The sequence below is a fragment of the Pontibacter russatus genome, from assembly GCF_009931655.1.
Classification (GTDB): Bacteria; Bacteroidota; Bacteroidia; order Cytophagales; family Hymenobacteraceae; genus Pontibacter; species Pontibacter russatus.
On sequence record NZ_CP047984.1, the window covers coordinates 3,908,107 to 3,933,023 of the forward strand.

General features: G+C 56.1%; 22 protein-coding genes. 9 read left to right on the forward strand and 13 right to left on the reverse strand.

Features of this window, described 5'->3' with window-relative positions:
- The first annotated feature begins 23 nt into the window (after window positions 1–23).
- The 5 genes from GSQ62_RS16280 to GSQ62_RS16300 all read left to right on the forward strand — a co-directional run bounded on the left by GSQ62_RS16280 (window position 24) and on the right by GSQ62_RS16300 (window position 5,681).
- Window positions 24–1,307: a DUF2851 family protein gene (locus GSQ62_RS16280; protein WP_161890489.1), complete on the forward strand. Its 1,284-nt coding sequence runs from the start codon at window positions 24–26 to the stop codon at window positions 1,305–1,307.
- Window positions 1,304–2,590 (forward strand): hypothetical protein, encoded by a 1,287-nt coding sequence (locus GSQ62_RS16285; RefSeq protein WP_161890490.1) that lies wholly within the window; start codon window positions 1,304–1,306, stop codon window positions 2,588–2,590. Before GSQ62_RS16280 ends, GSQ62_RS16285 begins: the two co-directional genes overlap by 4 nt.
- Window positions 2,591–2,649: 59 nt before the next feature.
- Window positions 2,650–3,285 (forward strand): NeuD/PglB/VioB family sugar acetyltransferase, encoded by a 636-nt coding sequence (locus GSQ62_RS16290; protein ID WP_161890491.1) that lies wholly within the window; start codon window positions 2,650–2,652, stop codon window positions 3,283–3,285.
- A gap of 244 nt (window positions 3,286–3,529) precedes the next feature.
- Window positions 3,530–4,498, forward strand: a complete 969-nt coding sequence (trhO, locus tag GSQ62_RS16295) for an oxygen-dependent tRNA uridine(34) hydroxylase TrhO (protein ID WP_161890492.1) — start codon at window positions 3,530–3,532, stop codon at window positions 4,496–4,498.
- A 325-nt stretch (window positions 4,499–4,823) separates the two neighbouring features.
- Window positions 4,824–5,681 (forward strand): nucleoside phosphorylase, encoded by an 858-nt coding sequence (locus GSQ62_RS16300; protein WP_161890493.1) that lies wholly within the window; start codon window positions 4,824–4,826, stop codon window positions 5,679–5,681.
- Window positions 5,682–5,833: 152 nt separating this feature from the next.
- Here the strand turns inward: GSQ62_RS16300 and GSQ62_RS16305 are convergent, their stop codons facing one another.
- On the reverse strand, window positions 5,834–6,133 hold the full coding sequence (locus GSQ62_RS16305; RefSeq protein ID WP_161890494.1) for a hypothetical protein: 300 nt from the start codon (window positions 6,131–6,133) through the stop codon (window positions 5,834–5,836).
- An 86-nt stretch (window positions 6,134–6,219) separates the two neighbouring features.
- On the reverse strand, window positions 6,220–7,230 hold the full coding sequence (locus GSQ62_RS16310) for an acyl-CoA reductase (protein ID WP_161890495.1): 1,011 nt from the start codon (window positions 7,228–7,230) through the stop codon (window positions 6,220–6,222).
- Between the two features lie 113 nt (window positions 7,231–7,343).
- On the opposite strand from GSQ62_RS16310, the gene GSQ62_RS16315 reads away from it, so the two are divergent.
- Both GSQ62_RS16315 and GSQ62_RS16320 read left to right on the forward strand, forming a co-directional pair.
- Complete coding sequence (locus GSQ62_RS16315; protein ID WP_161890496.1) at window positions 7,344–7,694, forward strand: 4Fe-4S dicluster domain-containing protein; 351 nt, start codon at window positions 7,344–7,346, stop codon at window positions 7,692–7,694.
- Between the two features lie 280 nt (window positions 7,695–7,974).
- Window positions 7,975–10,611, forward strand: a complete 2,637-nt coding sequence (locus tag GSQ62_RS16320; RefSeq protein WP_161890497.1) for a valine--tRNA ligase — start codon at window positions 7,975–7,977, stop codon at window positions 10,609–10,611.
- Window positions 10,612–10,718: 107 nt separating this feature from the next.
- Here the strand turns inward: GSQ62_RS16320 and GSQ62_RS16325 are convergent, their stop codons facing one another.
- The 4 genes from GSQ62_RS16325 to GSQ62_RS16340 form a co-directional block, all read right to left on the reverse strand.
- Complete coding sequence (locus GSQ62_RS16325) at window positions 10,719–11,318, reverse strand: hypothetical protein (protein ID WP_161890498.1); 600 nt, start codon at window positions 11,316–11,318, stop codon at window positions 10,719–10,721.
- Window positions 11,319–11,478: 160 nt separating this feature from the next.
- A complete protein-coding gene (locus GSQ62_RS16330; RefSeq protein WP_161890499.1) occupies window positions 11,479–11,994 on the reverse strand; it encodes a hypothetical protein in 516 nt (171 codons plus the stop codon).
- 182 nt (window positions 11,995–12,176) lie between these two features.
- Window positions 12,177–13,523, reverse strand: a complete 1,347-nt coding sequence (locus GSQ62_RS16335; protein WP_161890500.1) for a dihydrolipoamide acetyltransferase family protein — start codon at window positions 13,521–13,523, stop codon at window positions 12,177–12,179.
- Between the two features lie 148 nt (window positions 13,524–13,671).
- Entirely contained in the window at window positions 13,672–14,931 is a 1,260-nt protein-coding gene (locus tag GSQ62_RS16340; RefSeq protein WP_161890501.1) for a competence/damage-inducible protein A, read from the reverse strand.
- A gap of 66 nt (window positions 14,932–14,997) precedes the next feature.
- Between GSQ62_RS16340 and GSQ62_RS16345 the strand changes: the two genes are divergently transcribed.
- On the forward strand, window positions 14,998–15,732 hold the full coding sequence (locus GSQ62_RS16345) for a DUF4197 domain-containing protein (RefSeq protein ID WP_161890502.1): 735 nt from the start codon (window positions 14,998–15,000) through the stop codon (window positions 15,730–15,732).
- Window positions 15,733–15,890: 158 nt separating this feature from the next.
- Window positions 15,891–17,171 carry an erythromycin esterase family protein gene (locus tag GSQ62_RS16350; protein WP_161890503.1) on the forward strand — a complete coding sequence of 427 codons (1,281 nt, stop codon included), beginning with the start codon at window positions 15,891–15,893 and terminating at the stop codon, window positions 17,169–17,171.
- 175 nt (window positions 17,172–17,346) lie between these two features.
- On the opposite strand, the gene GSQ62_RS16355 is transcribed toward GSQ62_RS16350, so the two are convergent.
- The 7 genes from GSQ62_RS16355 to GSQ62_RS16385 all read right to left on the reverse strand — a co-directional run bounded on the left by GSQ62_RS16355 (window position 17,347) and on the right by GSQ62_RS16385 (window position 24,850).
- Window positions 17,347–18,312 carry a calcium/sodium antiporter gene (locus GSQ62_RS16355; protein WP_161890504.1) on the reverse strand — a complete coding sequence of 322 codons (966 nt, stop codon included), beginning with the start codon at window positions 18,310–18,312 and terminating at the stop codon, window positions 17,347–17,349.
- A 130-nt stretch (window positions 18,313–18,442) separates the two neighbouring features.
- Window positions 18,443–19,150: a YebC/PmpR family DNA-binding transcriptional regulator gene (locus tag GSQ62_RS16360; protein ID WP_161890505.1), complete on the reverse strand. Its 708-nt coding sequence runs from the start codon at window positions 19,148–19,150 to the stop codon at window positions 18,443–18,445.
- A gap of 217 nt (window positions 19,151–19,367) precedes the next feature.
- A complete protein-coding gene (locus GSQ62_RS16365) occupies window positions 19,368–20,000 on the reverse strand; it encodes an ABC transporter ATP-binding protein (protein ID WP_161890506.1) in 633 nt (210 codons plus the stop codon).
- A complete protein-coding gene (gene lpxA / locus GSQ62_RS16370; RefSeq protein ID WP_161890507.1) occupies window positions 19,990–20,781 on the reverse strand; it encodes an acyl-ACP--UDP-N-acetylglucosamine O-acyltransferase in 792 nt (263 codons plus the stop codon). The genes GSQ62_RS16365 and lpxA overlap by 11 nt, the downstream gene beginning before the upstream one ends.
- Complete coding sequence (locus GSQ62_RS16375) at window positions 20,778–22,172, reverse strand: bifunctional UDP-3-O-[3-hydroxymyristoyl] N-acetylglucosamine deacetylase/3-hydroxyacyl-ACP dehydratase (RefSeq protein WP_161890508.1); 1,395 nt, start codon at window positions 22,170–22,172, stop codon at window positions 20,778–20,780. Before GSQ62_RS16375 ends, lpxA begins: the two co-directional genes overlap by 4 nt.
- 180 nt (window positions 22,173–22,352) lie before the next feature.
- Entirely contained in the window at window positions 22,353–23,381 is a 1,029-nt protein-coding gene (gene lpxD, locus GSQ62_RS16380; RefSeq protein ID WP_161890509.1) for a UDP-3-O-(3-hydroxymyristoyl)glucosamine N-acyltransferase, read from the reverse strand.
- A 236-nt stretch (window positions 23,382–23,617) separates the two neighbouring features.
- Window positions 23,618–24,850: an HD domain-containing protein gene (locus GSQ62_RS16385; RefSeq protein WP_161890510.1), complete on the reverse strand. Its 1,233-nt coding sequence runs from the start codon at window positions 24,848–24,850 to the stop codon at window positions 23,618–23,620.
- Between the last annotated feature and the right edge of the window lie 67 nt (window positions 24,851–24,917).

Sequence of the window (24,917 nt, forward strand, 5' to 3'; positions counted from 1 at the left end):
ATAATCCATTCCACAACACCCAAGTGAAAGAGGACTTCCTGCACTACATCTGGCAGCACCAGTACTACCATAAAGCGGCCCTGGCTACTACCGCCGGGGAGCCGTTGCAGGTGCTGCGCGTCGGGTTTTACAATACCGACGCCGGGCCAGACTTTCAGGAGGCGCTGCTGCGGATAGGGGAGGTGGAGTGGTCGGGGAGTGTGGAGGTGCATCTGAAAGCCTCGGATTGGCATCGCCACCAGCACCAGCACGACCCGACATACGACCAGGTGGTGCTGCATGTGGTATGGGAGGCGGACGCCCCAGTCCGCCGGATGGACGGTACCCTGGTGCCTGTGCTCAGCCTGCAGGGCCGCGTGGACCTCTCGCTGGGACACACCTACCAGCGCTTGCTGCAGGCCAAAAGCGCCGTGCCCTGCGCCGCCTTCTGGCCCACGGTGCCGGAAGTGACGAAGGCGCTGATGCTGGAACGGGCCCTGGTGGAGCGGCTGGAGGCCAAAGGGCAGGAGGTGCTGCAAACCTTCCGCAGCTACAGCAACGATTGGGAACAAACCGCTTACCACACCCTGCTGCGCGGCTTCGGCTTCAAAACAAACCAGCAGGGCTTTGAACAGCTGGCGAAGGCTTTGCCGCTGCCGGTGGTGCGGCGGCACCAGCACAATCTCCCGCAACTGGAAGCATTGCTGTTTGGGCAGGCAGGTTTTTTAGATGAATCAGCGGACATATATAAAGCGCAGCTACAGAAGGAGTATGCCTTCCTGCGCCACAAATACACGCTGCAGCCGGTGCCGCGCCCTATATGGAAATTCCTGCGCATGCGCCCCGCCAATTTCCCAACGGTGCGGCTGGCCCAACTGGCGGCTGTGTTGCACGGGCAACAGGCTTTCTTCTCAAAGCTCCTCGCAGCAGATACTGTAAAACAGTTTGAGATGCTGTTCAAAGCCCCTGTCTCCGCTTACTGGCGGCAACACTACCACTTCGGCAAATCCGCCAAAGCCTTGCAGCAAGGCATTGGGAAGAGCAGCGTACACAACCTCATCATCAACGTGGCGGCGCCCTTACTGACTGCTTATGGCTTATATACCGATGATCGGGCCTATATAGAAAAGGCTATCGCCTTACTGGGACAACTCCGCGAGGGGAGCAACAAAATCACGCGCCTGTACGAGGAACTGGGCTGGCAGGCCAAATCCGCCGCCGACAACCAGGCGGCGCTGGGGCTATATAAGCATTATTGCGCACCGGTGAACTGCCTGCGCTGCGCCATCGGCCACAAGATTATGAAACAAAACAGCTCCGCCGCGTGAGTCTGCTGGTGTATATGCTGAACCTGCTGCTGCTCGGGGCGCTGGTGTGGGGAATGCGGCGGCAGCAGTGGGCACAGGCAATCAAACCCTTCTTTTTTCCCGCGCTCCTTTTCAAGATGGTGTGCGGGGTGCTGCTGGGGTGGTTGTATACCTATTATTACCAGAGCGGCGACACCACAACCTACCATTATGCCTCGATCACCCTCTCAGACTATGCAGTGGGCAACCCTGCGGCTTACCTCCGGCTCCTGTTCCTGAACGAGTTCGAGAGCGAGGCTTTCAGGGCTACCATACCGTTTAGCAGCTTTCCCGGGTTCTCTAACTCTTTTTACTTTATCAAACTGCTGAGTGTGCTTAACTTTCTGACGTTCAGTTCTTATTATCTCAACGCTTTTTATATATCCCTTTTCAGCTTCTGGGGCGTAGGCCGGTTGGCTGCCGTGCTGATGCAGGCACCGGGCAAAGTGCCGAATGCAGGCGTGGTGGCTTTTCTTTTCTTCCCGTCAGTAGTGTTTTGGAGCGCCGGTTTGTCGAAAGACGCGCTGATGTTTGGAAGCATGTGCTGGGTAATCGCTTTTGCGTTGGATGTCGCGCATGGGTATCGCGTCTCCTTCTGGCAAATACTCCTGCTGCCCGTTCTATTGTATATCTTCGTCAAAATCAAACTGTTCTTTGCCGCCGTCACGCTGCCGCTGCTGCTTTTATATATCCTCGTTAAAAGAGGGGCAACCGTTATTCCGGCGCTGCGGCGGCCATCGGCACAGCTGGCTATATATGGCTTTACTTGTGCAAGCGGTCTGGTGCTGGTATATATGCTGCAGAAATTCCTGCCCGTGGCCTTTCTCCTGGAGCAGAGCGCACACAACTATAATGCTTTGCTGGAGCGCTCGCTGCACGGCCCGCATATGGTGCTGGAGAATCTGGAGCCAACCATCAAAAGCATGGTGGTGCATTTTCCGGAGGCTTTGCTGAGTGCCATATACCGGCCATTTATAGGCGAGGCCTGGGAGCCATTATATATACTGATTGGGCTGGAGAACCTGCTGCTGTTGCTTTTAACGGGGATGGCGGCTGCCTCTTTATTTAAAAATACGGGTATCAAAATCGAGGTGCTGCATGTGCTGCTGCTCCTGCTGGTGCTGCTGCTTGGCGGCATAGTGGGGTTGACCACCCCCAACTTCGGCTCACTCAGCCGTTACCGAATCGTGTTCCTGCCCTTCCTGGTGTATTTGCTGCTCCAGAACCGGTTCGCACAGCGCCTGCTGCGGCGGGTGGGGCTGTAGCAGGCGCTTTCAATCTCCCTTACAAATGTGTACCTTTGCGGGCTAATGAAGCTGTAGCTATGCAAAATCCCGTTATCATATTAGGTGCCCAGCAACTGGGCACTGCCGCGTTAGATGCCTTTAACAGCAACAGTGTGATGGTGTACTGCTTCCTCGACGACAACAGCAAACTCCGGCAGGAGGAGGTGAACAACGTGTCGGTGATGAGCAGCACGGAAGACAACGAGTTCCTGAAACTGATAGGCAACAAGTGCGACGTGTTTGTGGCCGTGGAGGACACAGCCGCCCGCAAAGGCATCATCAAAATGCTGAAAGAGGAGTACAAGGTAGTGCCGGTGAATGCCATCCACCGCTTCAGCGCAGTGTCGGAGCATGCCTGGCTGGGGCACGGCAACCTGATTGGCGCCGGGGCGATCGTGAACAACAACGCTAAAATCGGCAACTACTGCCTGATTCAGTCGAGGGCTCTAGTCGATGCGAAAGCGGAAATCGGCGATTATGCCCAGATCGGGGCTGGCGCCATCATCAATTCCGAAGTGGTGGTGGAAGAAGGCGCTTTCATCGGCTCTGGTGCCGTGGTCGTGTCTGGCGTGAAGATTGGCAAGAATGCCCGGGTGGGGGCTGGTTCGGTGGTAGTGGCTGACGTCCCGGCCAAAGCCACGGTATTCGGTAACCCGGCTGCGCCTGTAAAGTAAACTTTTCTGTCGGCAAAAGCTGTTGCGTTGTAAAACTGATGAACGTCATTTTGAAGCCGAAGCGCATCAGCTAAATTTGTTGTAAAATTGTGTATTGCTGGTTGTTAGTTGTTGAACGATATGAATTTGAAGTTCAATACAGCAATTTAACCATATAGGCATTTAACAATCAACAATAGACAATCAACATCCAACTACAAACAACCAACAATCAAAACTAACACTTAGCTGAAACTAAGCCGTTATGAGCAAACCCTATCACATCCTGCTTTACTACTGCTACTCGCCAATAGCAGACCCGGAGACATACCGGGAGGAACACCACCTGCTGTGCCTGGAGCTGAACATGCTCGGCCGCATTATCGTCTCCAACGAGGGCTTGAACGGCACCGTGTCGGGGCTGAAGGAAAACTGCGAGCAGTATATGCAGGCCATGAGAGCCGACCCGCGCTTCGCCAAAACCGATTTCAAGGTAGACGAGTCGGAGACGCACGCGTTCACGAAATTGCATGTGCGCACCAAAGCCGAGATTGTACACTCCGGCCTGCTGCACGTGGACCCGAACGTGCGCACGGGCGTACACCTGTCGCCGAAAGAGTTCAGGGATATGAAAGACCGCGAGGATGTGGTGGTGCTGGATGTGCGCTCGGATTATGAGCACAGCGTGGGCCGTTTCAAAAATGCCGTGACGCTGGACATCGAGAACTTCCGCGAGTTTCCGGAGAAGGTGGGAGAACTGAAGGAGAAATACAAAGACAAGAAGATACTGACCTACTGCACTGGCGGCATCAAGTGCGAGAAAGCGAGCGCTTTCCTGCTGGAGCAGGGCTTCGAGAACGTGTACCAGCTGCACGGCGGCATCATCAAGTACGGCATGGAGGCGGGCGGCGAGGATTTCGAGGGCAAGTGCTACGTGTTCGACAACCGGGTGGCCGTGGAGGTGAACAAGGTAAACCCGACTGTCGTGTCAGAGTGCCACGTGTGCGGCACCAAAAGCGACCGCATGGTGAACTGCGCCAACCCGGTCTGCAACCTGCACGTGCCCATCTGCGAAAAGTGCGGCTGGGAACTGGACGGCGCCTGCTCCCCGGAGTGCAAGGAGCACCCGCAGAAACGCCCCTACGACGGCACCGGTTACTACCAGAAGGAGACGAACGGCTATAATCCGTTGAAAGGATTTAACCGCCGCAAGAAATCCGACGTACAGGTTTAAGCACTCCAGAAGAATATAGGAAAAGCGTGTGCCTGTGGGTGTACGCTTTTCGTTTATATAGACGTTAGCGTTTCCAACCACCCCTGCCCCCTTGTCTAAGGAGGGGAGTCTGTTTTTAGTTCAGAAGAAGCATACGTTCTATGGCTATTTCCTTCTCTTTCTATATAGGATGCATGTTTCAAAAATTGAAGCAGTGCCTTCAGTATATATGAGCTCCCTCTCCTGTTTTGGGGGTAGGGGCCTTGATAAAAGGAGAGGGTTGGGGTGAGGTATAAGGAGGGGTAGGGGTGGTAGATAACCATCAATATTTTTAGCAACAAAAACCATGGCTGTCATTCCGGAATCAGAACTGATCATCAACCCGAACGGGACCATCTACCACCTCAACCTGCTGCCGGAGCACATCTCGGACACCATCATCACAGTAGGGGATCCAGACCGGGTAGCGAGGGTAAGCAGGTACTTTGGTGAGATAGAAGTGGCGGTGGAGAAGCGGGAGTTTATCACCCACACCGGCTACTACAAAGGCAAGCGCCTGACGGTGATCTCCACCGGCATGGGCACCGACAACATCGACATCCTGATGAACGAACTGGATGCCCTCGTGAATATCGATTTCCAGTCGCGGGAACCGAACGAGGACAAAATCAGGCTGCGGATTATACGCGTGGGCACTTCCGGCGCGCTGCAGGACACGGTGCCGCTGGGCAGCCACCTGGCCTCACACACCGCCGTCGGACTGGATTCGCTGATGGAGTTTTACCCGCTGGAGCAGCGCGAGGACGAGCTATATATAGGCAGCGCGTTGCAGGAGGCGCTGGGGCTCAGCTTCAGGCCCTACTGCGTTTCGGGGTCCGACAGCCTCATTAAAAAGGTGGCCTACGATATGATTCCGGGGAACACGCTCACCTGCCCCGGCTTTTACGCCCCGCAGGGCCGCGTGCTGCGGGCAGGGCTGCGCCACCCGGATTTACTGCAAACCTACCGCAACTTCCGCCTGAACGACTACAAATTTACCAACTTCGAGATGGAGACGGCCGGTTATTACAGCCTGGGCCGCCTGCTGGACCATGAGGTGCTATCCCTGAATGCCATTGTGGCCAACCGTATCTCCAAGACCTTTGCCGCCAATGCCGACGAAGTGATTGACGACCTGATTTTAAAGGTGCTGGAGCGGGTGTAAGTGTCGCCGGTTTGGCGCTGAGGTATATCGATATATAAATAGCCACAGCTTACCGGAAAAGAAGCGTCCGGTAAGCTGTGGCTATTTATATATCGATGGCAAACAGCTTAAAATCTGAAAAAAATACAGAAGCTATTTACCGCTGCTTCCGGCTAAAAGAACTCAATCCCGATGATGGAGGTGATCGGAATGGAGCATCCCGCCTTCAGCGTCATGTATTTTTCGTCCACGGCCCACACCGTGGTATCCACGCGCTTGCGTTCGCCCTCTGCCGTCTGAAACGTTATCTCTACTTTCCCGTGGTAGACATTTCCGAGGGAGGTGGCGCGGTTCAGGTCCCACATGCGCTTCTTCCGCGCCTCGGGGTCCGTTAATATGTCATGCTTGCTGAAGTGGAAAGACGGGATTTCTTCTTTCTCCACCAGGGGGACGGGGTTTGTTGTTGTTATCATGTAAACCTTATGCTGAGTGTTCAAACACTGTTTCAATATAGTAAACGTAAAATACATTTACTAAAGGTATGCTTGAATAATCTTTTTTACAGCTTCTGCAGGAAGTTCAGCGTATCCACGCCATCAGCGTAATCCCACACCATCGGGCGCTGCGCCTCACCAAGCGGAATGCTCCCCTCCAGCCAGCCGTGCGCCGACACCACCACCTGCGTTTTGTCTTTGATGGCGTTCAACTTGTGCCGCAGGTCGGTTAGCGAGGCAAAGGTGTCGTAGAACAGCACGGAGATGGGCGACACCAGCCCCTGGCTCTGCTGCACCAGCATAAACCCGTTGTCGAAGTGCGGCACGCGGTTCACGAGCAGGATGGATTTATTGTAGTCGTAGTTGTTCTGGTATTTGTGGTGGTCCAGCAGGTTCTTGCGGTGGGCGTTCGCCTCGAAAAACTTGTCAAACGTATAACCCTCCGGCACCAGCACCTTCGACACGTTGCGGCAGCCAAGGCCATAATAGCGGAATGTATCCTCCCCGAGTGCCTGCAGGTCATCCTTTTCCTCGTGGCCCGTCAGGATGCCGACGCTGCTGCGGTTCTTGCGGATGATGTGCGGCCGTTTGGCGAAGTAGTACTCAAAATAGCGGGCGGTGTTGTCGGAGCCGGTGGCGATGATGGCATCGGCCTCTTTCAGCAGATGTACAAACTCAAACTGGTTGGCGAAGGCGGGCTCAATGCCCACCAGCATGTCTGCAAGGCGCTTCATTAGCGGTTCGTCGGCTGTGCTGGGCTTCGCCAGCAGGTAGTGCCCGCTCAGCAGCACCGCCAGAAAATCGTGGAAACCCACCATCGGGATGTTGCCCGCCATTACCACGCCAACCTTTTTAGGTGTAACCTGTTTGAGGTGATAGGGGTAAAGCCACTCACGGAGGTAGCGCTCGTCCAGCATCAGGATAATGCCGTCCAGGGCCTTGGAAACGTTTTCCTCTGTAAACCAGGTGTTGCGCGACATGGCCGCCTGCGCCCACTCCTGCCGTTCTTCCGGGGTTAGTCTCTGCAGTTGCTTTCCGAGTTTTGCAAAAGCTTCAATCCTGTTTTCTAAAGTCATGGCAAGCGCGTGGGTTAAAAAATTATTTGATAAGGAGGCGTAATGTTCCTAATTTTGTGGATAAATAAAAGAAGATATACAAAAGTAAAAAAATATATACAGGAGATACGACTATGGCTATAATGATAACCGATGAGTGCATAAACTGCGGTGCCTGCGAGCCGGAATGCCCTAACACTGCCATATACGAGGGTGGCATGGAATGGACGTGGGGCGGGGGCACTGAACTGAAGGAAGTGGAAATCGACGGGGGCGAGATTATCCCAGGCGATGCGCCGCAGCCGCCCATCTCAGACGAGTTTTACTACATCGTGTCAGATAAATGCACCGAGTGCATGGGCTTCCACGAGGAGCCGCAGTGTGCCGCCGTTTGCCCCGTGGACTGCTGCGTGGACGACCCCGACTACCGCGAGACAGAGGAAGAACTGCTGGCAAAGAAAGACTGGCTGCACCAGGCCAGCTAAGCTGTTGCCCTATTGAGTTGAAAAGCCTGCCTCACCGCAGGCTTTTTTGTTGTCCGAATCAGGACTTCTAGGATTAACAGATGAGCAGGATTTTCAGGTATATAACTGCCGGGAGCGCCCTGTTTGATTTACAATTAGCTTAGCTGACTAAGCGCTGTAGGCTCATGAAGAGGTTAGTGGATATATAATCCTGAATCCTGAAAATCCTGATGCAGACAACAACCAGCCCCTGACAATCCACAATAAATTGCTAATTTTACCATCCAAATAGCCTTGTACGATGTCGATCTCAACCAAATATAACCCCCGAGAAGTAGAGCAGAAGTGGTATGACAGCTGGATGCAGCGCGGCTTCTTCCGCTCCGAGCCGAATCCCAACAAAGAACCCTATTCCATCGTGATTCCGCCGCCCAACGTGACGGGCGTGCTGCACATGGGCCATATGCTCAACAACACCATCCAGGACGTGCTGATCCGGCGCGCGCGCATGCAGGGCAAGGAAGCCTGCTGGGTGCCCGGCACCGACCACGCCTCCATCGCCACCGAGGCCAAGGTGGTGGCGATGCTGAAAGAGCGTGGCATCAGCAAGAAAGACCTGACGCGCGAGGAGTTTCTGGCCTACGCCTGGGAGTGGAAAGAAAAGTACGGCGGCATTATTCTGGATCAGCTGAAGAAACTCGGAGCCTCCTGCGACTGGGACCGCACCCGCTTCACGATGGAGGACGATATGAGCGCCGCTGTGATCGAGGTGTTCGTGGACCTGTACCGCAAGGGGCTTATATATAGAGGCGTGCGCATGGTGAACTGGGACCCGCAGGGTGGCACGGCGCTGTCTGACGAGGAAGTGCTGCCGAAGGAGACGATGGCCAAGATGTACCACCTGCAGTACGAGGTGGTGGACGGCGCAGCCTCAGAGCCGACCTATATAACTGTGGCCACCTCCCGCCCCGAGACCATCATGGCCGACGTGGCCGTGGCCGTGAACCCGAACGACAGCCGCTACACATACCTGCACGGCAAAAGTGTGCGCATCCCCCTGCTGGGCAGGGAGATCCCGGTTATCCTGGACGAATACGTTTCCATCGACTTCGGAACCGGGGCCCTGAAGGTAACGCCCGCCCACGACCTGAACGACTACGAACTGGGGCAGAAGCACCGGCTGCCCACCATTGATATTCTCAACAACGACGGCACCCTGAACGAGCACGCCAGGCTATATGTGGGGCAGGACCGTTTCGCCGCCCGCCGCAACATTGTGAAAGATTTGCAGGAAGCGGATCTGCTGGTGAAGGTGGAGGAGTACCAGAGCGTGCTGCAGACGTCGGAGCGCACCGGCGCCGTGATTGAGCCGCGCCTGTCGATGCAGTGGTTCTGCAAGATGGATGCCATGGCGGCGCCTGCCCTGGAGGCCGTGCTGAACGACGACATCCGCCTGTACCCGCCGAAGTTCAAGAACATGTACCGCGCCTGGATGGAGAACATCCGCGACTGGTGCATCTCGCGGCAGCTGTGGTGGGGGCAGCGCATTCCGGCGTTCTACCTGCCCGATGGGGCCTTTGTAGTGGCCACCACGGCTGAGGAGGCATTGGAACTGGCGCGCAGCGAAAGCGGGAATGACCAGTTGCAACTGGCAGACCTGCGCCAGGACGAGGACGTGCTCGACACGTGGTTTTCGTCGTGGCTGTGGCCTATCTCGGTGTTCGACGGGTTCAAAGACCCGGACAACAAGGACATCCTCTATTACTACCCCACCAACGACCTGGTGACGGCACCGGAGATTCTTTTCTTCTGGGTGGCGCGCATGATCATGGCGGGGTATGAGTTCCGGAAGGAGATGCCGTTCAAGAACGTGTACCTGACAGGCATTGTGCGCGACGCGCAGGGCCGCAAAATGTCGAAGTCGCTGGGCAACTCGCCGGACCCGCTGGACCTGATCGAGCAGTTTGGCGCGGACGGCGTGCGCGCGGGTATGCTGTTCAGCTCACCGGCCGGAAACGACCTGCTCTATGACGAGAAGCTGGTGGAGCAGGGCCGTAACTTCACCAACAAGATATGGAACGCCTTCCGTTTGATAAAAGGCTGGGAGATAGACGAGCGCCTGCCGTGCCCGAACGAAACCGCCATCAGCTGGTTCGAGTCGCGCTTCAACGAGGCCTTTGTGCAGATCGAGGACCATTTCAGCAAGTTCCGCATCTCGGATGCGCTGCTGGCCATATATAAACTGGTGTGGGACGATTTCTGCTCCAACTACCTCGAGATGATAAAGCCAGCCTACCAACAGCCGATCGACAAGCGCACAGTGGAGGAGACCGTGCGGCTGCTGGAAGACGTGCTGAAAGTGCTGCACCCGTTCATGCCTTTTATCACAGAGGAGATATGGCACGAGCTGAAAAAACGCTCGCAGAAAGAGTACCTGATTGTGGCGGCCTGGCCGAAGAAGGACAAGTTTGACAAGGACATCATCCAGAAAATGGAGCACGTGCTGCAGGTGGTGGGCGCTGTGCGCAACATCCGCAACTCCAAGAACATCCCGAACAACAAGCCGCTCGATTTATATATGAAAGTGGCCAGCCAGGAGAATTATATGGCTTTCCTGCCCATCCTGCGGAAACTGGCGAACCTGCACGAGGTGCAGTTTGTGGAGGAGAACCTGGAAGGCGGTGCGATAAGCTTTATCGTGGGCAGCGACGAGTTCTTCATCCCGATGGAGGGCAGCATTGACGTGGCCGCCGAGCGCGAGCGCCTGACAAAGGAGCTGGAGTACACCAGGGGTTTCCTGGCCTCCGTGGATAAAAAGCTGAGCAACGAGCGCTTTGTGAACGGCGCGCCGGAAGCAGTCATCACCGCCGAGCGCAAGAAGAAAGCCGACGCCGAGGCCCGCATCAGCGCCATCGAGCAAACGCTGGCCGCGCTGTAACTGATTTCTGTATTCTCAAAACATCCGTGGCCGCTCTCATTCAGGGGGAGGCCCCGGATGTTCTATATATAAAAGGAGCCTGAAGCGGCGGGATTTATATATGCCGGTTATTTTACCGTCCCGTTTTCGCCTATAAGGCGCTGCACCTCGTTCATATATCCCGGCAGCACATCGGTCAGGCCTTCTTTCTTTTCAGCATAATTTATCGCTACCTCTTTCTCGCCCAGCCGGTACGCCAGCAGGCCCTGCGCCGCCTCCGTCAGGTAAAAAAGTTTGGCTGGTTCCGCGTCCGTGGAAACGATATAGGTCCGGAAGGTGAAGTCGTTGGTGATGCGTTGCTGCGTGGGCGTGCGGTTGTCGAGGTAGCGCTGCGTGATGACGGTGTCCAGCTGGATGTTGCTTTCGATCTGATAGATGGCGCGGATGTCTCCCTGCTCAAACTGCCATATATCCACCCGGTGTTCTCCGATAATTTCGCTGCTGTGGGTGGCATTAGACAAATCGAGGCTGGCGGCCAGCTGAAAGAGTTGCAGGTCGCTGGCCACTGTCTGCACCGAGGGCGTCTGCGTGCTGTTGTCGCTGATAAAGTAGCGGCTGTCTTTGGTGAGCAGGGCGATGTCTTTTTCGAGGTCCTGCTGCAGGTGCAGCGCAGTAGCCAGCAGGTAGGGGAGCAGCAGCGGAAGCAAGGCAGAAAGGGAAGTCAGCATAAGCTATATATAGTTTCCTTTCTGTTACTCAAATGTTGTGCCTGTTGTTCCGGTAGCCCTTCACCCGTGTGGTAGCGGTCAGATGCGGAAAATGTTTGTCAGCGGTTAATCTGTATACAACTTACCTAGCCATATATAATTCAGCCGCCTTATATATCCTTTACAGGCGCGAGTTGTCTACCACGGTCCAGTTGATGTTGCCGTTGTTGACAGTGTACTTCAGCAGCATATAGCCACCGTTGTGGCCGTCTTCGTAGTAGGCCATGGCGTAGCGGTCGTTCAGGATGCGGCTGTCGCGGATGGTCATGGTGCCGCCCATGGTGCCCTCCACCGGAATCAGCCTGCTTTGCTTGCGGTTCAGGTCGTTCAGCAGGTCCGTTTCCGGGTTCTGCAGCCCCTCGCGCTTCAGGCGCTGTATATCCGACTCGCTCAGCGAGCCCAGCTCGTCCACGAAGGCGGCACCGCCCGGTGGCACCAGCTCCATCGTGTCGGGCGGCGGCACCATTTCCTCCAGCGAATCCACAGACTCTGCTTTCTGAGACAGTTCCTCGTTCATTTCTTCGATTTGCCTGTCGGCAATGGCCAGGCGGCTTTCTGCCTCATTCTGCTGCCAGTAAAAATACAGGGCCAGGAAAAGGAAAAGGCCCGCCAGTATCCAGGGGAATAAGTTTTTCATAGGTTCGTGATGATTGGTGCTACGGGTTACATATAGTTCCGGGGAGTGAAGATAGGCAATGAGCAGGTTTGCGGAGGGGGAGGCGCCAAAATAAATTTTACGCTGGCCTATATATGAATCGCCTGCCCCGTTTCGGAGGCAGGCGATTCATATATAGCAAGACACCTTTATCATTATCCTGGTTATACCGTCCGGCTCATGTCGAAGTTCTCGAGGTAATCGGCCACGCGGCGCACGAACATGCCGCCCAGCGAACCGTCCACCACGCGGTGGTCGTAGGAGTGCGACAGGAACATGAAGTGGCGTATGCCGATTAAATCACCTTGCGGCGTCTCAATCACGGCGGGCTTTTTCTTGATGGTGCCTACCGCCATGATCGCCACCTGCGGCTGCATGATGATGGGTGTGCCCATCACGTTGCCGAACGAGCCCACATTCGAAACCGTGTAAGTGCCGCCAGACAGGTCATCCGGCGTCAGTTTGTTGGTGCGGGCGCGGTTCGCCAGGTCGTTCACCTTCTTGGCCAGGCCGTTCAGGTTCAGCTGGTCCGCGTTTTTGATGTTCGGCACTATCAGGTTGCCGCTTGGCAGGGCCACGGCCATGCCAATGTTGATGTCCCTGTGGCGGATGATGTTGCCCCCGTCCACCGAAATGTTTATCATCGGGAAATCCTTGATGGCTTTGGCGATGGCATCGATGAAAATCGGCGTGAAAGTCAGGCTCTCGCCCTCCCGCCTTTTATATTCGTCTTTCCACTTGTTGCGCCAGTTCACAAGGTTGGTCACATCGGCCTCCACAAACGAGGTGACGTGCGGCGCCACGCGCTTGCTCTCCACCATGCGGTCGGCAATCATCCGGCGCATGCGGTCCATCTCGATGATTTCGGAGTTGCCGCTATGCGAGGCCGCTGGCTTCACAGCTGCTGGCTGAGGAGCAGGTTGCGGCGCTGGTGCCGCTGCCTCTGCTGGCATTGAAGGAGAGCTTTGCACAGGCGCTGTGGCCTGCTGAGGTGCCTCAGCGCGGCTTTCTACATAGGCCAGGATGTCTTTCTTCGACACGCGCCCCTCCTGGCCGGTACCCGGTATATACTCCAGCTCCTGCATCGAAATGCCCTCTTCGCGGGCGATGTTGAGCACCAGCGGCGAGTAGAACCTGCCCGTGGCAGGCTGATCCAGCCGGGCTACAGGTTCAGGGCGTGCAGTGCTTTCGGCTGGCGCGGGGGCGGCATCGGTAGCGGATGGCGTTGTTTCGGCGGCAGGAGAGGCGGAAGCATCCGTATCCTCGCTGTTATCAGTAGCGATGATGGCGATGGGCGCGCCCACGGCCACCACGTCGCCCTCCTTCACGAGTATCTCCTTCAGCACGCCTCCCTCCAGGGCGGGCACTTCGGTGTCTACTTTGTCTGTGGCTACCTCCAGCACCGATTCGTCCTGCTCAATGGTGTCGCCTACGCGCTTGAGCCATTTTAGAACGGTCCCTTCCATGATACTCTCGCCCATTCTGGGCATTACCATTTCTACAAGTGCCATATATGTTGTTGTTCGTTAATCAGTTAGCGCTTCCAGGGCGGGGAAAAAACGGACAAAGCACTCCAGCTTTAGACCGCTGTATAAAGTGAGTGTTCACTTATTTTATATGCTCCCGCCCCAAAACCTGAGCAAAGTTAGGAATTTTAGCCTATTCCTCAACGGCGGCCGTCAAACTTTGGCGCACCAGGTTCAGCACTGCCATTGCGGTGTATTGTATGTTCAGCAGGCGGTCCTTGTTTAAGTGGAGTAGCTTTGCCACGGTCCTGTCTTTGTCGGCATACGCAATCCAAACGGTGCCGACGGGCTTCTCTGCCGTGCCGCCGCCGGGTCCGGCAATGCCGCTGGTGGCCACGCCGATGTGGGTGCCGAACTTTTTCCGCACATTCTCGGCCATCTCCCGCACGGTGGCCTCGCTCACGGCGCCATGCTGCTGCAGGGTTTCCGGCATCACGCCAAGTTCCCGTGTCTTCACCTCATTGTGGTACGCAACTACGCTGCCCTGGTAATAGGCCGAACTGCCGCTGACGCTGGTGATCAGGTGCGCCAGGTAACCGCCCGTGCAACTCTCGGCGGTGGCAATGGTCAGGCTCCGCTCTTTCAGCAGCTGTCCGACGGCTTCTTCCAGGCTCACCTCCCCATAGGCGTATATATAACCGGGGATGATCTGGGCCAGCTTCGCTACCTCGGTCCGCAGTTCCTGCTCCAGCGCTGCCGCCTCAGCGCCCGTACCGGTCAGGCGGAGGCGCACGCCGCCCAGGTGCGGCAGGTAAGCCAGCTTTAGATGGGGCGGCAGGCCGTTTTCCCAATCTTCCAGCCTGGCCGCCAGCGTCGATTCGCCAATGCCTGCCGTCTGCACTACCTTATGGATGATGTGCGGTGTCTTGAAGTACGCTTTCAGTTGCGGCAGCACGGTGTCCGTCATCATGCGCTTCATCTCAAACGGCACCCCCGGCATCGAGACAAACACTTTCCCCTCCCGCTCAAACCACATGCCCGGCGCGGTACCCAGCACATTCCGGACGGGGGTGCAGGCCTCCGGCAGAAAGGCCTGCTGCCGGTTCAGCTCCATCACCTCGCGGCCACGGTGTTTGAAGATCTCCGTCACATCGGCCAGCGAGGGTTCGTGCAGTTTGAGGGTGGTCTGGAAGTAATCGGCCAGCACGTGCTTGGTCAGGTCGTCTTTGGTGGGGCCGAGGCCGCCCGTTAGCAGCATAATGTCCGCTCTGGTGCGGGCGGCATCCAGGGCCTGCACAATGTGGTCGGCGCTGTCGGAAACGGAGGTGATCTGCTTCACCCGGACGCCGATCTTCGTTAATTCTGTGCCCAGCCAGGCAGAGTTGGTGTCCACGATCTGGCCGAAGAGGATCTCGTCTCCGATGGTGATGATTTCGGCGGTAACGGCTTTCATGTTTATTTTGGTCTGATTTATGCGTAGGTTTGAAAAACTGCTTCAAGCTAAAGATGTTCCGCTGATATGAAAAAATTACTTTACACTTCTTTTGTCGCCCTCACCCTTGCCGCCTCTGCCTGCACCGTGGCCGAGGTGCAACGCACTATGGATGAGGTGCTGGCCGGCACCGCCACCGGCGCCCCCCTTACCCGCGACGAGGTGGCCTCCGGCCTGAAGCAGGCGCTGGAGGTGGGCATCCGGAACGGCGCTTCCCAGGCTTCCCAGACAGACGGCTACTATGGCAACTCCCTTATCCGCATTCCTTTCCCGGAGGATGTGCAGCGCGTGGAGAACACATTGCGGAAGGTGGGGCTCGGCAACGAGGTCGATAAATTTATCCTGACGCTGAACCGTGGTGCCGAAGACGCCGCCCAGAGCGCCGTGCCGATTTTCGTGAGCGCGATCAAGCAACTGACCATCGCGGATGCCTGGGCTATTCTGCGCGGCGACAAGGACGCGGCCACGCAGTACCTGAAGCGCACCACCTCGCAGCAGCTCTATGAGGCCTTTAACCCGGTGATGGTCAAGTCGCTGGAGAAAACAAACGCCACCCGCTACTACACCGACATCGTGAACCAGTACAACAAGATTCCGCTGACGCAGAAGGTGAACCCGGACCTGGACGACTACGCCACGCAGAAAGCCATTGACGGTCTTTTTGTGCTGGTGGCGCAGGAAGAAGCCAACATCCGCGAGAACCCTTTTGCCCGCACCACCGAACTGCTGCGCCGCGTGTTTGCGAAAGAAAACCAGTCGTAAGCCAAATTCATATAGAGCCTGTCTTAGATAGGCTGTAGTCCCGCTTTGCTCTAACGGAGCAGAGCGGGGCTTTTTTTATGGAACATAAAGTGCACATTAAAAGTACAATACAGCAAATTGCGTAACACAGCCCCAGCGCAAAACTAGCGGATACTACTATGGAAAACAGACACTTTAACTACACCCGGCTTACGAAGGAGAGGGACCTGGACGTGTTGCTGGAGGAGATCGGCGACGCCCGGGTGGTGATGCTGGGGGAGGCATCGCATGGCACCTCGGAGTATTATACCTGGCGCACGGCCATCTCTAAAAGGCTTATCCAAGACAAAGGCTTCAACTTTATTGCGGTGGAGGGCGACTGGCCCGAGTGCTATGCGGTGAACCGCCTCGTGAAGGGCTACCAGAACGCCGGTAACAGGATTGCGGATGTGCTGCAGGTGTACAAGCGCTGGCCCACCTGGATGTGGGCAAACTGGGAGGTGGCGGCGCTGGTGGAGTGGCTGCGCGACTTCAACCACCTGAAGAATGTGCCGGAGAAAGCCGGCTTCTATGGGCTGGATGTGTACAGCCTTTGGGAGTCGCTGGACCAGATACTGAGCTACCTCGAAAGAAACGACGGGAAAGCCGCCGAGGCTGCCCGCACCGCCGTCAACTGTTTCGAACCTTTTAACCGCGACCCGCAGGTATATGCCCAGGCCACTGCTTTTGTGCCCACCGATTGCGAGAAGGAGGTAATTGAGATGCTGCAGCGGGTGCAGTCGCAGCGCACCTATAGCGATGACCCGGAAAACGATTTCAACACGAAGCAGAATGCGCTGGTGGCCGTGAACGCAGAGAAATACTACCGGGCCATGGTGCGGGGCGGGGGCAGCTCCTGGAACGTGCGCGACAGCCATATGATGGAGACCCTGGACCGGCTGCTGGAGTTTCACGGGCCGGAGTCGAAGGCGATCGTGTGGGAGCACAACACCCACATCGGGGATGCCCGCTACACCGACATGGCCGACGACGGCATGCACAACATCGGCCAGCTGGCCCGCGAGAAATACGGGCGGGCGCGTGTGAAGCTGGTCGGTTGCGGCACTTACCAGGGAACCGTTATTGCTGGCAAATCGTGGGGGGCGCCTATGCAGAAGATGGACGTGCCGCCCGCTGTAAAGGGCAGCTGGGAAGAGATGCTGCACCGCATGGGCACCGACGACAAAATCATCCTTTCCAGAGACCTGCGCGATGCGCCGGAACTGCATCGGCGCATTGGTCACCGGGCCATCGGGGTGGTATATGACCCCAAGTTCGAGGCTTTCGGCAACTACGTGCCCACCGTTATTCCGGAGCGGTACGACGCGTTCCTCTATTTCGATGAGACGGAGGCGGTGCATCCGCTCCGCATGAAAACGAGCAGTGGCAAAGAGCCAGACCTTTATCCCTGGAACTATTGACTTAGAGCGGCTCGGCCGCCTTAAATCGATTACGAGTTACGAATTCCGAATTGGGGAAAAAGTATGGGTTTGATATACAGCAATTCCGCAGCTATACGAACACATGAACCACTAAAGGGTAAATATGGGCTTTATCAAAAATTCTTAATTCAGAACTCGTAATCCGGAATTAAACTTATCCTCTCATCACCAGGTAGGCGATATAACCCATGTAGACAAGCAGGAAGGCGACACCGTTCTGGCGGTCAATCGTGTTTTTCCGGCCGATCGGCATGACAAGGATGAGCAGGGTGCTCGCAACTATCATCATCACAATGTCCGAATTGCTCATCACGTTAAAAGGCAGCGGGCTGATGAGGGCACTGACTCCCAGAATGAGCAGCAGATTAAAGATATTGGAGCCAACCACGTTACCCACCGCAATGTCGATGTTGCGCCGGTAAGCAGCCGTGGCAGAGGTAACAAGCTCCGGCAGCGAGGTGCCGATGGCGACTACCGTGAGTCCGATGAACGATTCGCTCAACCCTAGCGACTGCGCCATATATACAGCGCCATCCACCACCCACTTCCCGCCCAGAAATAAACCAAGAACTCCTAATAGTATCAATAGCACCGACTTGCCGATGGATATTACCGGGGGCTCCGTTGTATGCGCCAGCACCTCCTCTTTGTTTGTTTTGGCGACATGGTATATATAAGCCATGAACAGCACGAAAAAGAAAAGCAGTATCCCCCCGTCCAGGCGGCTTATATATAACTCCTCACGGTTATGCAGGAGGGTGGCGTTGGCCAGAAAACCCACCAACAGCGTCGCGATCAGGGAAAAGGGGAGTTCATTCAGAATGGTGGCTTTGCGGATGGGCAGCGGGCAGATGATGGCGCTAACCCCGAGGATGAGCAGCAGGTTGGCTACATTGCTGCCGAAGACATTGCCGATGGCCAGTTCCGGCTGCCCCTGTACGCTTGAGAGCACACTAACGATAAGTTCGGGCATGGACGTGCCGAGGGAGACGATTGTCAGCCCCACCACCATGTCGGAGGTGCCGAATCGCCTGGCAATGTTCGTGGCACCTGTCACCAGCACCCCAGCCCCTTTTATCAACAGGACAAAACCAAGTACAAAAAGGAAGGATAGGAGCATAGCAGGCGATCAGTGAATCCGGCATGTTTTATTTGGGTATGCCAGGTGAGTGAAAGCTTAAAAAAAATGGCTGCCCTAGCCTGAGCACCGGGCAGCCATATATGCCGCAAGTTGTCGGTAGCCTGCGGGACTACTGCATGTTGTGGTAAACCGCCTGCACGTCGTCGTCTTCCTCAAAACGCTCGATCAGGTTCATCACTTCCTCTTCCTGCTCCTCCGTCAGCTCGGTTCTGGTGGTGGGGATGCGCTGCACATCGGCGCTGATGACCTCCAGGCCTTTCTCCTCCAGTCCTTTCTGCATGTTGCCGAACTCCGTGAAAGGCGTCTCGATGATGATTTCGCCCTCGTGCTCATATATCTCCTCCGCTCCGAAGTCAATCAACTCCAGTTCCAGTTCCTCCAGGTTAACGCCCTCCGCCGGAATCTTAAAGATACCCTTGCGCTCAAACAAGAAATCCAGCGAGCCGGTTTTGCCCAGCGTGCCGTGGCCTTTGGAGAAATGCATGCGCACATTGGCAACGGTGCGGTTCAGGTTGTCGGTGGCGCACTCTACCACTACCGCAATGCCGTGCGGGGCATAGCCCTCATATACCACCTCTTCATAGTCTTTCTCTTCCTTGGACGACGCTCTTTTGATGGCCGCCTCAATGCGGTCTTTCGGCATGTTCACGCCTTTGGCGTTCTGGATGGCCGTACGCAGGCGGGAGTTGGTGTCGGGGCTCGGGCCGCTCTCCTTCACCGCCATCGCTATCTCTTTGCCGAGGCGCGTGAACGCCTTCGACATTTTGTCCCAACGTTTAAACTTCCGGGCCTTTCTGAATTCAAATGCTCTTCCCATGGTATGCGTTACGTGTATAGTACAAAGTTAGGCAGCCTCCGCGAAAATTGGTAGTTTTTGGTTGTTGATTGCTGGTTGTTGATTGTCAAATAGCGGAACTGTTTGATGGCTATATGATTGAATGGCTAGATCACTCCTTCTAACAATTTATCCATGGAGCAATTTAGCAATCATCAATCAGTAATTTATCAATCTACAACTAACAATCAGCAACCGTCTACTTTCTGGCTGGCGGGTGATAGTCTGTAATGAGCAGGCGCTGCTGGCAGAAGCTGTACTCGTGCTGGATGTTGGAGCCCACGATAATGAGGCGGTTCTCCTGGTTCTGCGCCACGTGCTCCTGATACCAGGCCACGCCTTCCTGGTCCAGGTTGGTGGTGGGCTCGTCGAGCAGCAGCAGCGTTGTGTCGGAGTATATGGCCAGGCCCAGTTTCAGGCGCTGCTTCATGCCGGAGGAGAAATCCTTCACAAACTTGTTGCGGGACTTCTGCAGGCCCATGCGGTCTACCAGGTCAGCGTGGGAGAGGGCGTGGCGCAGCGGCTTGAAGCGGGTGTGAAAGTCAATGAGCTCCAGCAGGGTGAATTCCTCGACCAGCTCCAGATAGGGGGCCGTGAGCGAGAGGTGGCGGTACACGTGGTCCGGTTCGATGGCCCTGCCGCCCGCTTTATATATAAGCTCGCCCTCGCTGTGCAGGTTATGCCCGGCAATGGTGGTGAGCAGTGTGGATTTCCCGGACCCGTTATGCCCCAGGATGGCATAAGAGGTGCCTGCCTCAAAGGTGTAGGTCAGGTTGCGGAAAATCCACTCGTAATTATAGCGTTTACCTAAATTACTTAGGCTAATTTGCATCTTTGGCGAAATAGCTCTTGATGATGCCGCGGCCGGAGTTGCGCACAAAGTTCAGTATCTCGTCGCGTTCGTTGCTTGGCGCCAGTTCCAGCTCAATTTTGTCCAGGGCCTCGGTATAGTTCATGCCGCTCATAAACAGGAGGCGGTACACGTGCTGGATGTCGTTTATCTGCTCGCTGGTGAAGCCCCTGCGGCGCAGGCCGATGGAGTTGATGCCAGCGTACGTAAGCGGCTCGCGCGCGGCCTTCACATACGGCGGCACGTCCTTTCGGATAAGCGACCCGCCGGACACCATGGCGTGCGCCCCGATTTTTACGAACTGGTGGGCGGCGCTGGAACCGCCGATGATGGCGTAATCGCCCATCTCCACGTGGCCGCCCAATTGCACGGCGTTCACCAGTATGCAGTTGTTGCCGATGATGCAGTCGTGCGCGATGTGGGCGTACGACATCACGAGGCAGTTGCTGCCCACCACGGTCTTCATCTTGTCGATGGTGCCGCGGCTGATGGTCACGCACTCCCGGATAACGGTGTTGTCGCCGAGCACGGCGGTGGTGTCCTCGCCGGCGAACTTCAGGTCCTGGGGTACCGAGGAGATAACCGCGCCGGGGAATATCTTGCAGTTCTTGCCGATGCGGGCGCCCTCCATGATGGTCACGTTGGGCCCGATCCAGGTGCCCTCTCCAATCTCCACGTTCTTGTAAATCGTGGAAAAAGGCTCCACAACAACGTTATGCGCGATCTTAGCTTCTGGGTGGATGTATGCTAATGGCTGGTTCATGCGTCTTTTTTTACTATGCTTGCCGACATTTCAGCTTCCATCACCAGTTGGCCCGCCACAAAGGCCTGACCGCTCATTTTGGCAATGCCGCGCTTTATGGGCGCCAGCAGCTCACATTTAAAGATGATTGTATCGCCCGGGATAACCTTGCGCTTGAAGCGGCATTTGTCAATCCCCAGGAAGTAGGGCCAGTAATCCTCCGGGTTATCCACAGTGCTCAGCACCAGGATACCGCCCGTCTGGGCCATGGCCTCTATCTGAATCACGCCGGGCAGCACCGGGTTGCCCGGAAAGTGCCCCTGAAAGAACGGTTCGTTCAGGGTTATGTTCTTAACGCCGGTGACGGTCGTTTCGTCTAAATGGATGATTTTATCGATCAGCAGGAAAGGGTAGCGGTGGGGCAGCGTGGCCGCGATCTGGTTGATGTCCATCACCGGCTTTTTCTTCGGATCGTAGGTCGGCACGCTCTTGATGCTGGCCTCCCGTATCATCTTCTTCACTTTTTTGGCGAAGGCGATGTTGGCGGCATGGCCCGGGCGCGCCGCCAGAATCTGGCCTTTTATCGGTCGGCCGATCAGGGCCAGGTCGCCCATCAAGTCGAGGAGCTTGTGGCGGGCGGGCTCGTTCTTGAAGCGCAGGTCGGTGTTGTTCAGCACGCCCTCCTTCTTCACCTGCACCTTCGGCTTCTTGAGCAGATCCGACAGGTAGGACAGTTCCTCGTCCTTCACCACGCGGTCTACAATCACGATGGCATTGTCCAGGTCGCCGCCCTTGATCAGGTTCTGCTTGTACAGTGCCTCCAGCTCGTGCAGGAACACGAAAGTACGGCACGGGGCTATCTCGCCCGCAAACTGATCCATATTGGTGATGGACGCGTGTTGGCTGCCCAGCACCGGCGAGTTGTAGTCTACCATGGCCGTGAGGCGATAATCGTCCAGCGGCAGGGCCACAATCTCCACCCCGCGGCTCTCGTCTTTGTAGGTGATGCCGGAGGTGATCTCGAAGTAATTGCGCAGCGCGTTCTGCTCCTGCATCCCGGCTTGCTGCAGCGCTTTCACAAACTCAATGGAGGAGCCGTCCATGATGGGGGGCTCCGGGCCGTCCAGCTCTATCAGCACGTTGTCGAGCTGCAGGCCCACCAGCGCGGCAAGGGTATGCTCCACGGTGTTCACGCGCGCGCCGTTCTGCTCAATGGTGGTTCCCCGCGACAAGTCCACCACGAAGTCTGCGTCGGCGGCCACAACCGGCTGGCCGGGCAAGTCGATGCGCTGGAACTTGAAGCCGTGGTTTACGGGGGCAGGCCTGAAAGTCATGTTTGACACTACGCCTGTGTGCAACCCAATGCCCGATACGGTGACCGGGGCCTGAATGGTATGCTGTTTATCGTTCATGCACGTATCTTAGTCGTGTTAAGTGCCTGCCTCAGAATAACAAGAGCGGCAGCCCAAGTGCTGCCGTCAGTAAAAAGCAGGGAAGGAGCTGTTATCCCCTTTGCCGTTGCAAACTTAAGATTTTATATAAGCTATTGCCACTTTTTATTTTGAAAGTAGCGTTGCCAAGAGGCTCGCCGCTTACCTGTCGCTTTTCCCTTTCAGGAGGTCGAGTTCGCGCTGCAGCTCAGGGAGTTTGCGGAACACCGTCATGGCGCGCAGGTTCTGCTTGTAGTCGAAGGCCGGGGAGCCCTGGATGATGGTGCCCGTCTCTTTCACGGATTTGGAAACGCCCGACTGCGCCCCCACGGTTGTTTTATCGGCAATGGCTATATGGCCGACGATGCCCACCTGACCCGCTATCACGCAGTTGTTGCCGATTTTGGTGGAGCCGGAGATGCCAGCCTGCGAGGCGATAACGGTATTGCGGCCGATTTCCACGTTGTGGGCTATCTGCACGAGGTTGTCTATTTTGGTGCCCTTGCGGATGAACGTGGAGCCCATCGTGGCGCAGTCGATGGTGGTGTTGGCGCCAATGGATATATCATCTTCCAGCACCACGTTGCCGATCTGTGGAATGGCCTGGTAGGTGCCGTCGGGCTGCGGGGCAAAGCCGAAGCCGTCGCTGCCCAGCACAGCGCCGGCGTGGATGGTGCAGTTGCTGCCCACCACGGTGTTGGCATATAGCTTCACTCCGGCAAAGAGCGTGGTGTTGTCGCCTACCTGCACGTTATCGCCTATATATACCTGCGGGAAAATACGCACGTTCCGGCCTATTTTACAGTTATGGCCTATATAGGAGAAGGCGCCGCGGTAGTGGTTCTCGCCTATCTGGCTGCCCTCGCCCATATAGCAAGGCTGCTCCACCCCTGTTTTGGAGGCGATGAGCGCCGTCTGGTAATACTGCAGCAGCGTAGAGAAGCTGGAGTAGGGGTCGGTAACACGGATAAGCGCGGCACGAACAGATTTCTTCACTTCCAGCTTATCCGAAACGATCACGGCGCTGGCGTGGGTGGAATACAGGAAAGGCTCGTACTTGGGGTTCGACAGGAAAGCAAGCGCCCCCGGCTGGGCCTCCTCTATTTTGGCTAAGGTGCTGACCTTTGCGGTGTTGTCTCCTTCTATCGTGCCCTGCAGCAGGTCGGCTATCTGTTGAACAGTAAATTCCATTTTGTAAAATTAGGGCAAAAACTTAAAAGGCGAACGCCTTGGGGGTGCAAACTTAACAAAAAACTCCACCGCTCCGGCAGGAAGACCACCGTTAGCCATATATGGTTGCAAAGGCAGGGGCAGTAAATTTTATGTAATGGATCAGCTGGTATGCAGCAACAGCTAAGGCCCAATTAAGGGCCAGCGTATATAAGCGGGGTATATATATAAAGACGTATATGATTCAGGCTGCCGATCTACAGCGCGGCCACCTCTTTCGGGTAACACACGTAAAATTTCTCCACCTTTGTGCTCAGGGCCCGGATGCTGGGCAGGTCCGAGGCCTCGGCCACATCCACCACATAGCCTGTTTTGGTGAGCATGTTTATCGTCTGGCCCTCCACGTCATAGGCGTTGTTGCCAATTTTGCCGGATATCATCAGGTACTTCACTTCCTCCTCGCTTACCCCGAACCGCTCCTGCACCAGTTCGCTGATGCCCAGCAGCATATCCTGTTCAATAGGCTTGCTGGATATAATCACTTTGAAGAGCCTCCGGTTCAGGATGCTGTTTGCCAGGAAGGACAGCACCTTGTCGGGGTGCGCGGCCCACAGTTTGATGCCGCCCCATATATCGTGGTCGTCCAGGCTCACGAAACGCTCCAGGATGGTGCCGTCGCGCTCAAAGTCATACATGGTGAGGTCGGAGGCCAGGAAGAAGCGGAGGCAGGGGCTGGCGGGCACCTCCACGCCCTGCTGCAGCAGCTCCCGCGCCCGCTGCACCGCGCGCAGCACCATGTTCTCAGCGCTGATCACGGTTTTGTGCAGATACACCTGCCAGTACATCAGGCGGCGGCTCACCAGAAAATTCTCGATGCTGTAGATGGCTTTCTCCTCCACCACCAGCTGGTCGTTGGCCACGTCCAGCATTTTGATAATACGGTCTGCGCCAATTTTGCCCTCATATACGCCGGTGTAAAAGCTGTCGCGGTTCAGGTAGTCGAGGCGGTCCACGTCCAGCTGGCTCGACACTAGCTGGTGAAAGAAACGGCGCTCGTAGGTGTCGGTGAAGATGGATATGGCCAGGCCCAGTCTGCCGCCGAACGCCTCATTGAGCATGTGCATGATGTGCAGCGAGAGGTCCTCGTGGTGTACGTTTTTGAAGATGGCCGTCTCCAGGGCGTGCGAGAAGGGGCCGTGGCCGATGTCGTGCAGCAGGATGGCAATCAGCGAGGCCTCGAATTCTTTCTCGTTTATTTCGTTATTTTTGCTTTTCAGCGTGTGCAGGGCCGTGTCCATCAGGTGCATGGCGCCCAGCGCGTGGTGAAAACGCGTGTGGAGCGCCCCCGGGTACACCATCTCCGTGAGCCCCAGCTGCTTGATGCGGCGCAGGCGCTGGAAGTAGGGGTGGTTGATGATGTCGAAGATAAGGTCGGAGGGCACGGTGATGAAGCCGTAGACGGGGTCGTTGAGTATCTTTTTTTTGTTCACCTATTTTAAGGGTTGATTGTTAAGTGGCTGGATTGTTGATTGTTCTATATCTATTGCTGATTTGAAT